The sequence below is a fragment of the Colwellia psychrerythraea genome, from assembly GCF_000764225.1.
Classification (GTDB): Bacteria; Pseudomonadota; Gammaproteobacteria; order Enterobacterales; family Alteromonadaceae; genus Colwellia; species Colwellia psychrerythraea_D.
This window is the reverse complement of sequence record NZ_JQED01000015.1, coordinates 321,332-334,098: the sequence shown is the minus strand read 5'-3', so window position 1 is coordinate 334,098 and position 12,767 is coordinate 321,332. Positions and strand designations below refer to the sequence as shown.

Genomic DNA, 12,767 nt, shown 5'->3' with positions numbered 1-12,767 from the left:
TTTTAGCGCTGTAGGTTTAAATTTAGTACTTATGCTCTAAATGAGCGTATAATCGGCTACTTTAATGCCCTTAGTCAAATAGTTAACATTTATGAAGATTTATTTTGATGAAAATATGCCATTTGCCAAGGAGTTTTTTAGTGAACTCTGTCACCTTAATACAGGTATTAAGGATGGTGAATCAGGTGAGTTAATCCCTTTTTCTGGTCGCACGTTAACCGCAGAACAAGTTGCGGACGCAGATGTGCTCTTAGTACGTTCAATTACGCAAGTTAATGAGCAGTTACTCCATTTGAACGATAATATTTCTTTTGTCGGTAGTGCCACTATAGGTACCGACCATATCGATTTAGGCTATCTCGCGAAACGAAATATTACCTTCCATTCAGCGCCAGGTTGCAATGCGATATCCGTTGCGGAATATGTATTAAGTGCATTAGTCGTTTTAGCAGAGCGTTATTTGCTTACATTGACCTCCTTAACCGTTGGTATTGTTGGTGGCGGTAATACAGGGACCCGATTAAGTGAAAAGCTCACAGCTTTAGGTATTGAGCATAAAATATGCGACCCGTTATTAGAAAGAAAGCAAAGAGAAATAAAACAAGCGCAAGCTAATGGCCATATCCCTATTGATAATCGAGTTTATGTATCACTAGAGGACGCTTTAGCTTGTGATGTTATTTCTTTGCATGTGCCAAAAATTGTAGGTGGAGAATACCCTACAGATAAGCTGATAAATGCAGATAAGCTTGCCAAATTACGAGAAGATCAAATTTTAGTGAGTGCTTGTCGAGGTGATGTTATTGATAACGACGCTTTATTGGCACTTAAAGTGGCAGGTCATGGCGTAAAAATTGTCCTTGATGTTTGGCAAGGAGAGCCTGACGTTCTTGAAGCTTTAATTCCTTTCACTGAAATAGCCACTGCACATATTGCCGGTTATAGCTTAGAAGGAAAAGCTCGTGGTAGTGAAATGCTCTATCAGGCATTATGTCAACAATTGGCGATTGCGCCGAAATATCAGTTAGCAAATTTTTTACCGTCGGCTAGTATCCCTGTAATTGATATTAATCAAACTTTTGATCAAATATTACTAAACCAGCTAGTTAAAATGGTTTACGATGTTAGACGAGACGATGCAATATTTCGTCAACAGTTATCGGTACAAGGTTTTGACAGTTTGCGAAAAAATTACCCTGTTCGACGGGAGTTTTCTGCTGTTACGGTCAACTTATCATCTACTGCTTATAGTGATGTACCGCATCGCTTAGGTTTTACTAAAAATTAATTTAAACTATCGAGACAACTCATTTTTATGAGAAAGTCTATTGAAGAGAGAGAGGAACATGGCACAAAAATTTGATGTATGCATACTTGGCGCAACAGGGTTAGTTGGTAAAACTATCATGGAAATTCTTGAAGAGCGAAAGTTTCCAATTAATAAGTTGTACCCTCTAGCAAGTGCCCGTTCTGCTGGTGAAATTATTGAATTTAATGGCGAGAGCATTGAAGTATTGAATGCTGGTGAATTCGATTTTAGCCAAGCTCAAATTGGTTTCTTTTCTGCCGGTGGTTCAACCTCAGCTAAATTTGCCCCTATCGCTGCTGAAGCTGGTTGTATTGTTATTGATAATACGTCTGAATTTCGTTACGACGCCGATATTCCTCTTGTTGTGCCTGAAGTTAATCCAGGTGCACTCGCTGAGTACCGTAATCGCAATATCATCGCTAACCCGAATTGTTCAACAATTCAAATGATGGTGGCACTAAAGCCAATTTATGATTCAGTTGGTATTAACCGTGTGAATGTTTGTACTTATCAGTCAGTTTCTGGCGGTGGTAAAGAGTCTATGGATGAGTTAGCGAAACAAACTGCTAATTTGTTGAGTGGTAAGCCAGTAGAAAGTAAAAACTTCTCACGTCAAATAGCGTTTAATGTTATCCCACAAATTGATGTTTTCTTAGATAATGGTTACACCAAAGAAGAAATGAAAATGGTGTGGGAAACTAAAAAGATTTTAGGTGATGAAAACGTACTTGTTAATCCAACAGCTGTTCGTGTTCCAGTGTTTTATGGTCATGGTGAATCTTTGCATATTGAAACAAACTCTCCTATTTCAGCTGAAGAGGTTAAAGACTTATTAGAGCAGGCACCAGGTGTGGTTGTTTGTCGTAATGATGAAGACTTCCCTACGCAAATTGGTGATGCTAGCGGCAAAGACGATACCTTTGTTGGTCGTATCCGCGAAGATATCAGCCATAATTGCGGCATAAATATGTGGATTGTTGCGGATAATGTTCGCAAAGGTGCGGCAACGAATAGTGTTCAAATTGCTGAACTATTGGCAAAAGATCATTTAAGCTAATTTTACTTTAATCGTTAGATAAAGAAACTCGTCGTTAACCGTAGTGATACCGTTATCGACGAGTTTTTTAGTTTTAGCTCCTAAGCTTTTGCTAAATCAGTCGCCTTACTGCAGCATTGACTTTATTATCGGAATAAAGTGTATTAGTGGGGTAATATTGATATATCTCCGCTTTATCAAAGTCGTGATGACAGATGAGTTACAATAATTGGAGACTTATTGACTGAATTTGCTATTATCTTGTTAGTTAATGGTTTTTATGGAATAAATATTGCATTTTACCTTCCAGAAAAGCTTTATTCTTAGTCAGATAAAGTAATGCGATATTTTTTTGGCGTAATAAATATAATGATCAACGCCATAACTTAAATTAGTTTAATTAGGACATCCTTATGCAACATTTATTACGTCTGTGCCTATGGCAGGCGATTATTATTGGCATACTTTCGGCTCACTTCCCTGTTACTGCTGAAGAAGAACGCGGTATTCGCATGCGAGGGCCTAAAAGCAGTGATGTATTTCCTTATGACAAATATGGACCAATCACCTCAAAAGATACCTTGTGGAATATTGCCACACGGATCCGCCCAGATAGCCGCTTGAGTGTTTATCAAGTCATGCAGGCGTTATATCAAGAAAATCCGCAAGCGTTTGTCGATAGTAATATTAATTATTTGGTTGAAGGGCAATACCTAAAAATTCCATCATTTAATAACATGATGGCAATAAATACGAATAGTGCGAAGAAAAAATCTGAAAATGATAGTAAGGCTTGGAAAAAAGCCCAGCCAAAATCAACTAAAAAAGTAGTTGTAGTAGAGCCCATCGTTAAGAAAAAAGATTTAGAGACGGTAAAAACTGAGATTAATGATCAATTACAAAAAATTGACGGCCAGCAACAAGAACGATTAGAGCTTATCCAAAACGATATTTCAGATTCTATTGATGGTTTACAAGCTATTCTAAAAGAAAATGATGATTTACGTCAGCGACTCAGCAAGTTTAACGATAAGCTGGGAGTTATGCAGGATGAAGTAGCCAAAGGCAAAGAAATCAAGCTGCAAATGGACGATATGATTAAGTTGCAGCAGACTTTATTAGCAAAAGCTGAAGCCAGAGAGCAAGAGCTATTATTAGAGAGGCAACAAGCAGCGTTGGCTGAACAAGACATCACCTCAAGCTTGTGGTTTAAAATCCTTATGGGCACAATGCCAGCGGTTCTAATATTATCATTATTAGCCTTTTTGTTTAAACGACGTAAGCAAGCTTCAGATGAAGTTTTCTTTAATGAGTTAGACAGTAAAAAACAAGTACCAGCAGCTAAAAAAGAAAGCGAAGCTGAAGAATTATCTCTAGATGATGAGTTGAACTTAGACGATGAGCTTGATTTGTCTCTTGATGATGAGTTGGATTTGGATGATGAGCTCGACTTGTCATTAGATGATGAGCTTGATTTGTCATTGGATGATGAATTGAATTTGGATGAAGACCTGTCGATAGACTTAATAGAAAGTGAAGATGACGTTATTCATTTAGATGAAGATGATGGGTTGGATGAACTTGAGGATATTCTATTAGATGATGATAGTGATGAAGGGATTCTTGATGGTGGTGAGTTAGCTCAAGATGATTTAGATTCTCTATTATCTGGTTTAGATGATGACGTTGATAAGAGTGAAGAATCAGAGAATGAAGTACTTGAAGGGGGAGAGCTCAGTCAAGAGGATCTAAACGATCTACTTGGAGGTCTAGACGATTCTATTGACGAAGACATGGCTGATGAAGAGCCCGTTGAGGTAAAAGATGAATCTGCGGAAGTTACTGACCCAGATGATATAGATGCATTACTTAATTCAGTCAGTGATCCGGTAACTGAACAGGTAACTGATTCAATAGATGACGATGCAGATGTTACAGACCCAGATGATATTGATGCGTTATTAAATTCAGTCAGTGATCCGGTAACTGAGCAAGTAACTGGTTCAATAGATGACGATGCAGATGTTACAGATCCAGATGATATTGATTCGTTATTAAATTCTGTCAGTGATCCGGTAACTGATTCAATAGATGACGATGCAGATGTTACAGATCCAGATGATATTGATGCATTATTAAATTCTGTTAGTGATCCGGTAACTGAACAGGTAACTGATTCAATAGATAACGATGCAGATGTTACAGACCCAGATGATATTGATGCGTTATTAAATTCAGTCAGTGATCCGGTAACTGAGCAAGTAACTGATTCAATAGATGACGATGCAGATGTTACAGACCCAGATGATATTGATGCGTTATTAAATTCTGTCAGTGATCCGGTAACTGATTCAATAGATGACGATGCAGATGTTACAGATCCAGATGATATTGATGCATTATTAAATTCTGTTAGTGATCCGGTAACTGAGCAGGAAACTGATTCAATAGATGATAATGCAGACGTAACCGACCCAGATGATATTGATGCGTTATTAAATTCAATAAACGATTCGGAAAATGATCCGGTAACTGAGCAGGTAACTGATCCAGTAGATGATAATGCAGACGTAACCGACCCAGATGATATTGATGCGTTATTAAATTCAATAAACGATTCGGAAAATGATCCTGTAACTGATTCAATAGATGATAATGCAGACGTAACCGACCCAGATGATATTGATGCGTTATTAAATTCAATAGACGATGCGGAAAATGATCCGGTAACTGAGCAGGTAACTGATTCAATAGATGATAATGCAGACGTAACCGACCCAGATGATATTGATGCGTTATTAAATTCAATAAACGATTCGGAAAATGATCCGGTAACCGAGCAGGTAACTGATCCAATAGATGATAATGCAGATGTAACCGACCCAGATGATATTGATGCGTTATTAAATTCAATAAACGATTCGGCAAATGATCCGGTAACGGATTCAGTTGATGACAGTGCAGTCGTTTCAGACCCAGATGATATTGATGCGCTATTAGATTCAATAAACGATTCGGATAATGCTCCTGTAACTGATTCAGTTGATGACAGTGCAGACGTAACAGATCCAAATGATATTGATGCGTTGTTTGAATCAATGTCTGCTAATGCTCCAGCAGCACAGGAAACGATCAAACAAGATTTAGCTGAATCAACTATTGAAGCAGAAACAAATACTACTTTAAGCCCCGAAGACCTGAAAATTCAAAAGGAAAAAGCTGAGAATGAAGATAAGATTTCCGCTTTCACTGCTGAATATGTCACCCCGTTTCTTACGGCTGATTTTACCGATATTATAGCGAAAGATAATGCTATTGAATTAGCGAGTGAAACACCATCACAGACTGAAGTTGAAGCTCTTGATGATGACCTTGATATTGATGCATTAATTGCAGAGACCAACAGTAAAGATGAAGTAGAAAATAGCATTTATGATGGTGAAAATGATGATGTTGGGGATAACTTAATCAGCTCATCTATTGATGAAATGAGCAACAATCAAGTTGATGGCGGTTTTACTGAAGCTGAACTAAGCCGATTATTAGCTGATGAATCTTTAGACAGCGAACCTAATCAAGCAGCAGACACTTCAGGTGAGGTAATAGAATTATCACCAGACTTTACCGATGAAGATGTTTTAGCTGAGCTATTAGCTGAGACTGTTGATTCAGAAGAAGAAAAACCAGAAGATGTTGAAGAGTTAGACGCTATAGAAGAATTAGCAAATGTTGACTTTGATGAGCTATTAGCAAATATTGAAGAAGAATCAGCGACTACTCCAACAGAGCCTGATGATTTTGAGTTAACCTATGGAGGCCTTGGTGATGAGGTTGGTGATGACTTAATTGACGATAGCTTTATTGAAGATGGTATTGAGAGTTCTCAAAATGTTGAGAAAAAAAATGAATTTCTTTCTGTAGATGAGCTAATTTCTGATACTTTAGATGAGAGTGATGTGTCAGAGCCTTATGAAAAAACCAACATTGATGTCGGATTAGGTCAATTTGCACAAAATGAGAGTGGCGTTGATGTTGATAAAGATGGCTCAATGTCAAGCAAACTAGATTTAGCAAAAATGTATATAGAAATGAATGACGAAGAAAATGCCCAAGTAATTTTGCAAGAAGTGATTTCTAAAGGAGATGAAGTTCAGCAACTTGAAGCGCAAGCATTATTAGATTCTTTAATCAGGAATTAAGATAAATTAACAAGCAATAGCCTAACTGCATAAAATAAAGGATAATGCGCAGCGAAAATAATCTCCCACTAAAAGGTAGGGTTGCATGCGTTATGCGTTAGGCATTGAATATGATGGTAAAAATTATTGTGGCTGGCAACGGCAAAATAATGCTATTACGGTTCAAGAAAAAGTAGAAAAAGCATTATCTAAAATTGCAGACGAAAAAATTGAAGTCGTTTGTGCCGGTCGAACTGATACGGGGGTTAATGCAACTAATCAAGTAATTCATTTTGATACTTCAAAAAAACGCAAAGATGTTGCTTGGACTTTAGGCGTAAATACTCACTTACCTTCTGATATAGCCGTTGCTTGGGTGAAAGAGGTTGATGAAGACTTTCATGCTCGTTTTAGTGCCACTGCTAGGAACTATCGCTATATCATTTATAATAAGCCGCTTCGTTCTGCGATATTAAGTCATGGCATCAGCCATTGTCACTACGCGTTAGATGAAACACTTATGCAGCAAGGCGCAGATTATCTTATTGGTCAACATGACTTTACTTCATTTAGAACGGTGCATTGCCAGTCACACTCTGCAGTTCGTACAATTAAACATTGTCGAGTGACTAGGCAGGGCGATTATATTGTTGTAGATATTAAAGCAAATGCTTTTTTGCATCATATGGTGCGAAACATTGTTGGCAGCTTAATGCGGGTGGGGCAATCGCAAGAAACGACACATTGGATGAAAGAAGTGTTATTAGCTAAAAACCGCTGTGTTGCAGGTGTAACTGCCCCCCCAGAAGGGTTATACTTTGTTGATGTTGATTACCCAGAAAACTTTGATTTGCCTAAAAGTCGTCTAGGACCTCTGTTTTTATAGGTAGAAATTTAGCTAAATAACAACTAATTACTGAACAGACCAGTTTTTTCTATATTCAATAGGTTATACTATGGTCTAATGTGCGGTTTAGAATAGAGTTTGATGGACTGTCTCCATCAATAAACCGACAGAAATTTCGATGCAACAGGCCAAAATAATATTATGAGCTGGATAGAAAAAATTCTCCCGAAAGCAAAAACGACGCAAAAAAGTAGCATTCCTGAAGGTGTATGGAGTAAGTGTACTTCATGTAACGCCGTGCTTTATAAAGCTGAATTAGATCGTCAAATTTCAGTGTGTCCTAAATGTGACCACCATATGCGAATCAGTGCACGTAAGCGTGTTGATAGCTTCCTTGACCAAAATAATCGTATGGAATTAGGTGAAGAATTTGAAGCACAAGATGTCTTAAAGTTTAAAGATTCTAAACGGTATAAAGATCGCCTTAGTACTGCGCAAAAAAATACCGGTGAAAAAGATGCTCTTGTTGTAATGAAAGGTGAATTGCACGGTATGCCAGTTGTTGTTGCCGCATTTGAATTTTCATTTCTAGGTGGGTCAATGGCATCTGTTGTAGGCGCTCGTTTTGTCAAAGGTGTTGAGTACTGTTTAGAGCACAATTTACCATTTATCTGTTTCTCTGCTAGTGGCGGAGCCCGTATGCAAGAAGCGCTTTTCTCTTTAATGCAAATGGCAAAAACTAGCGCCGCTCTCGCTAAAATGAGTGAAAAAGGTTTGCCTTATGTTTCTGTACTTACTGACCCAACTATGGGCGGAGTATCAGCAAGTTTGGCTATGTTAGGTGATATCAATGTTGCTGAGCCAAAAGCATTAATTGGTTTTGCTGGCCCACGTGTAATAGAGCAAACTGTTAGAGAGAAATTACCTGAAGGCTTCCAACGCAGTGAGTTTTTATTAGAAAAAGGTGCAATTGATATGATTATCGATCGTCGAGAAATGAAAGCAACTTTAGCGCGTATGTTAGGTAAGTTTATGGGTCAAGTTAGCGTTGTTTCGTAATAAATTTTAGCGAATATCGATTCTTAGCTATTTAATTCTAATCACTTGTTGATGAATACATGTCAAAATACAATTCAAGCCACTATCAAGATTTCACTAATCTCGATCAGTGGCTTTATTATTTAGAAAACTTGCATAGTACTGAAATAGATCTTGGTTTATCTCGTATTGGCAAAGTCGCAGAATCTTTAGCAATTGATTTAAGTTTTGCTAAGGTCATAACGGTTGCAGGCACTAACGGTAAAGGTACAACTTGTGCTTTTATTGAAAATGCCTTACTCAATAGCGAAGAATGTTTTTCACAGCAAGGTGTTGCTGTTTATTCTTCTCCTCATATTGAGCACTTTAATGAGCGTCTTCGAATAAATAAACAGGATATAGGTGACCAACCGCTTATTGATGCATTTAAACGAATAGAAGATGCTCGAGAAAATATTTCTCTTAGTTACTATGAGTATACAACGTTAGCAGCATTGCTCGTTTTGATGGATGTTAGACCAAGTTTTATTATTCTTGAAGTTGGTCTTGGTGGTCGCCTTGATGCAACCAACATCATAGATGCTGATATAGCGGTGATTACGACAATAGACCTTGACCATCAAAGCTTTTTGGGCAATGACAGAGAAACTATTGGTTTTGAAAAAGCAGGTATAATGCGACAAGATCAAGACATTGTTATTGGTGATACTAATGCACCTAAGTCGGTAGTAAAACATGCTAACGAGGTACAGAAAAACCAAGTTGAAAGAGTATTTAGACGAGAAAAGGATTTTACTATTCAATGTGCTCAATCTCATTGGGACTGGAAATCGAAAAAAACTCAGTTAACAGAGCTCAATGCTACATATGTTCCACGTGATAATGTCGCTACAGCACTCATGGTGCTAGAAAAACTTAATTTGAAATTAACCTCTGATTTTGTCAATGACGTTATTTCAACAACGAAGGTAGCAGGAAGGACTGAGTTAATTAAGCAGAAGGGGTTGTGTGATGTTATTCTTGATGTCGGTCATAACCCACAAGCTACTCGGTATCTTGCCAGTTACCTAAAGCAAATAAAAGAGCAAGCTAACTACCAAAACGTTTATGCTGTAGTTGCCATGCTAGGCGATAAAGATATAAGTGCGAGTTTAGACTCATTAAAAGAAGAAGTCGACTTCTGGTATACCGGTGCATTAGACGTGCCAAGGGCTGCGACAAAAGAAGTCATGGCAAGTGAGATTGCGTTATTTACAAATGCGGCTAATTGTTTTGACAATGTTGATGAGGCATTTAAAATGGCGAATAAGCAGGCTCAACCATCTGACCTAATTCTTGTGTTTGGCTCATTTTTTACTGTTTCGAAAATTAGAACTCAACTAACTATTGAGTAGTTGAGTCTTATAAATTAGGAGTGTCTCTTGTCTACACCGTTTCAAAATCGCCTTGTCGGAACTATTATCGTTGCAGCTGTTGTTATTATTTTCTTACCAGATGTACTCGACGGAGAAAAAAAATCACACCAAGATGATTTTGAAGCCATTCCCAAAGCCGAGGTGTTTTCTGGGAGATTAACTAACAAACCTTTTCCTGAAGAAAAATTAGTGCGACAAAAAGTGACGCCTATTTCTAATGAAGAAGCAATTGATAATGCTGCTATAGAGAAAACTGCTATTGAACCAACCAAGCAAGTTAAGCAAGTTGTTAAGAAAGAAACAAAACCTGTAGTGGCTCCGCCTGTTAAAGTAGCGAGCAAACCAAAGAAGACATTACCAGAAAAAGCCGTTGCTAAAGAAGCTTGGGTGATTCATTTAGGCAGCTTTAAAGATAAAAGTAATGTAGCCCAATTATTGAAGAAATTAAAGTCAAAAGGCTATATCGCCTTTACTAAGCCAATCAAAACAAAGCAAGGTACTTTAACTAAGGTAATAATAGGCCCTGAATTAATTAAGACAGCGATGGTTAAAAAGCTCCCAGCTTTGAAGGACCTAACTGGAATTCAAGGTAAAGTCGCGTACTTTGAACCAAATAAATAGCGAACTTTTATAAAATGCTAGGCATTATTTCGCTAATTCTGATAGAATGCGCGCCTCTAATTTAGATAAACTCAACGAGACATTCAAGTTATGGTTTGGATAGATTACGCCATCATGGCCGTTATAGGCGTATCAACACTAGTCAGTTTAATACGTGGCTTTGTAAAAGAAGCAGTATCTTTAGTTATTTGGATCAGTGCCTTCTTCATAGCCAGTACGTTTTACGCAAACCTTGCTAATTTGTTAACGAATATCTCAGACCCCTTTTTGCGCAATGCCGCAGCTGTTTCCATTCTTTTCATCTCAACCTTAGTACTTGGTGCTTTGGTTAATTACCTTATTGGGCAATTGGTAAGTAAAACAGGCCTTTCTGGCACAGATCGCGTGTTAGGCTTAGTTTTTGGGGCACTTAGAGGCGTACTCATTATCAGTGCTGTGATATTCTTTGTCGATGCTTTTACCGGAGCCGAAAATACACAGTGGTGGAAAAGCTCCCAATTAATTCCTGAGTTTAAATTGGTAGTTGAATGGTTTTTTGAATACCTTAAAGGGTCATCAAGTTATATAACTTAGTTGTTATTTAAAATGACTAAGTTCAAGCGGAATAAATCCGTATACGATAATTTATAAGGTGTTATTTCGATATCTTATAATTCAATATTTATTAGATGGTTAATACCATCCAAAGCTAATGAGTTAGCGAAGTAAGTATTGCAAATATTTTTTTTGTGGAGAGAATTTCATGTGTGGTATTGTTGGTATTGTCGGTAAAACTCCTGTTAGTCAGTATTTATATGATGGACTAACTGTACTTCAGCATCGTGGGCAAGATGCTGCAGGTATTGTAACAATTCATAATAATACTTTTAGGCTAAGAAAAGGCAATGGATTAGTGAAAGATGTTTTTCACACTCGTCATATGCTTCGCTTGCAAGGTAATATAGGTATTGGCCATATACGTTACCCAACAGCGGGCACTTCTAGTTCTTCAGAAGCACAACCCTTTTATGCAAACTCACCTTTTGGTCTTTCATTAGCGCATAACGGTAATTTAACTAATGCTGAAGAATTAAGAACATGGTTATTTGATGAGGCTCGTCGTCACGTCAATACGACTTCAGATTCTGAAGTTTTATTGAACATTCTTGCCCATGAGTTACAACAAAGTGAAAATATTGCGTTAACACCTGATGATATTTTTACTGCCGTTGCTAAAGTCCATAAGCGTGTACGTGGCGCGTATGCGACCGTCGCTCTCATTGTTGGTCATGGGATGATTGCTTTTCGTGACCCTAATGGAATTCGCCCTTTAGTTTTTGGTAAAAGAGAGACTGAACTAGGTGTTGAATATATGGTTGCCTCTGAGTCAGTAGCGCTAGATGCATGTTCTTTTGAATTTGTACGTGATGTAGCTCCAGGCGAAACAATCTTCTTTTCTGAAGATGGCCAAATTCATAGCCAGCAATGTGCTGAAAATCCTGTTTACCGCCCATGTATTTTTGAGTTTGTATACTTTGCTCGCCCAGATTCAACCATGGATAAAATGTCAGTTTATGCTTCTCGTGTTGAAATGGGAGCTAAACTAGGTGATAAAATAGCTCAAGAATGGCAGGATGTTGATATTGATGTTGTTATTCCTATCCCTGAGACCTCATGTGATATTGCTTTGCAAATAGCTAAGCAGCTTGACTTACCTTATCGACAAGGTTTTGTTAAAAACCGCTACATTGGCCGTACTTTTATCATGCCTGGCCAAGAGCAACGTAAAAAATCTGTTCGTCAAAAACTTAATGCCATTTCTGCAGAGTTTAAAGGCAAAAATGTTTTACTTGTTGATGATTCTGTTGTTCGAGGAACTACCTCTGAACAAATAATCGATATGGCACGTACTTCAGGTGCAAATAAAGTCTACTTTGCTTCAGCAGCACCAGAAGTAAGGTTCCCTAATGTATACGGTATAGATATGCCAAGTGCTAATGAACTCATTGCACATGGTCGTGAATTAGATGATATTTGTAATTTAATTGGCGCAGATAAACTAATATTTCAGTCTCTTGAAGATCTCGTCTCTGCAGTAAGTGTTGGTAATCCTGAAATCAATATGTTTGATACTTCTGTCTTTGATGGAAACTATGTAACAAATGATATTGACCAAGCATATTTAGAAAGGTTAGACGCACTTCGTAATAATACAACTAAAGAAGAATCAGATAAAAATGCCGATTCTATTATTGATATGCATAATGAAGGCGCAGAGTAGTACTCATACAAACTAGAGAAGTAACTTAGTCTCTTCTGCATTTAATTTAAATAAAAAAGCCTT

At 37.6% G+C, this 12,767-nt stretch carries 9 protein-coding genes; all 9 read left to right on the top strand.

The features are described 5' to 3' along the window. Nucleotides 1–91 precede the first annotated feature (91 nt). The 9 genes from ND2E_RS13090 (at nucleotide 92) to purF (ending at nucleotide 12,704) form a co-directional block, all read left to right on the top strand. Nucleotides 92–1,288, top strand: coding sequence for a 4-phosphoerythronate dehydrogenase (locus tag ND2E_RS13090; protein WP_033093392.1), 1,197 nt, complete (start codon nucleotides 92–94; stop codon nucleotides 1,286–1,288). Between the two features lie 58 nt (nucleotides 1,289–1,346). Then, nucleotides 1,347–2,366, top strand: coding sequence for an aspartate-semialdehyde dehydrogenase (locus ND2E_RS13095; RefSeq protein WP_033093391.1), 1,020 nt, complete (start codon nucleotides 1,347–1,349; stop codon nucleotides 2,364–2,366). A gap of 392 nt (nucleotides 2,367–2,758) precedes the next feature. Further along, nucleotides 2,759–6,544, top strand: coding sequence for a FimV/HubP family polar landmark protein (locus ND2E_RS13100; RefSeq protein WP_033093390.1), 3,786 nt, complete (start codon nucleotides 2,759–2,761; stop codon nucleotides 6,542–6,544). Nucleotides 6,545–6,629: 85 nt separating this feature from the next. Next, entirely contained in the window at nucleotides 6,630–7,409 is a 780-nt protein-coding gene (gene truA / locus ND2E_RS13105) for a tRNA pseudouridine(38-40) synthase TruA (RefSeq protein ID WP_033093389.1), read from the top strand. 162 nt (nucleotides 7,410–7,571) lie between these two features. Next, nucleotides 7,572–8,429 carry an acetyl-CoA carboxylase, carboxyltransferase subunit beta gene (gene accD / locus ND2E_RS13110; protein ID WP_033093388.1) on the top strand — a complete coding sequence of 286 codons (858 nt, stop codon included), beginning with the start codon at nucleotides 7,572–7,574 and terminating at the stop codon, nucleotides 8,427–8,429. Between the two features lie 59 nt (nucleotides 8,430–8,488). After that, entirely contained in the window at nucleotides 8,489–9,802 is a 1,314-nt protein-coding gene (gene folC, locus ND2E_RS13115; RefSeq protein ID WP_033093387.1) for a bifunctional tetrahydrofolate synthase/dihydrofolate synthase, read from the top strand. A 27-nt stretch (nucleotides 9,803–9,829) separates the two neighbouring features. Further along, nucleotides 9,830–10,444, top strand: coding sequence for an SPOR domain-containing protein (locus ND2E_RS13120; RefSeq protein ID WP_033093386.1), 615 nt, complete (start codon nucleotides 9,830–9,832; stop codon nucleotides 10,442–10,444). A 90-nt stretch (nucleotides 10,445–10,534) separates the two neighbouring features. Beyond that, the gene (locus ND2E_RS13125; RefSeq protein WP_033093385.1) at nucleotides 10,535–11,017 is read left to right on the top strand and encodes a CvpA family protein; all 483 of its coding nucleotides are present in this window, start codon (nucleotides 10,535–10,537) and stop codon (nucleotides 11,015–11,017) included. Nucleotides 11,018–11,186: 169 nt separating this feature from the next. Beyond that, on the top strand, nucleotides 11,187–12,704 hold the full coding sequence (gene purF / locus ND2E_RS13130) for an amidophosphoribosyltransferase (protein ID WP_033093384.1): 1,518 nt from the start codon (nucleotides 11,187–11,189) through the stop codon (nucleotides 12,702–12,704). Nucleotides 12,705–12,767 lie beyond the last annotated feature (63 nt).

Coding starts and splice junctions, on each gene's coding strand:
- ND2E_RS13090 (WP_033093392.1), top strand. CDS start 92: ATGAAGATTTATTTTGATGAAAATATGCCATTTGCCAAGGAGTTTTTT.
- ND2E_RS13095 (WP_033093391.1), top strand. CDS start 1,347: ATGGCACAAAAATTTGATGTATGCATACTTGGCGCAACAGGGTTAGTT.
- ND2E_RS13100 (WP_033093390.1), top strand. CDS start 2,759: ATGCAACATTTATTACGTCTGTGCCTATGGCAGGCGATTATTATTGGC.
- truA (WP_033093389.1), top strand. CDS start 6,630: ATGCGTTATGCGTTAGGCATTGAATATGATGGTAAAAATTATTGTGGC.
- accD (WP_033093388.1), top strand. CDS start 7,572: ATGAGCTGGATAGAAAAAATTCTCCCGAAAGCAAAAACGACGCAAAAA.
- folC (WP_033093387.1), top strand. CDS start 8,489: ATGTCAAAATACAATTCAAGCCACTATCAAGATTTCACTAATCTCGAT.
- ND2E_RS13125 (WP_033093385.1), top strand. CDS start 10,535: ATGGTTTGGATAGATTACGCCATCATGGCCGTTATAGGCGTATCAACA.
- purF (WP_033093384.1), top strand. CDS start 11,187: ATGTGTGGTATTGTTGGTATTGTCGGTAAAACTCCTGTTAGTCAGTAT.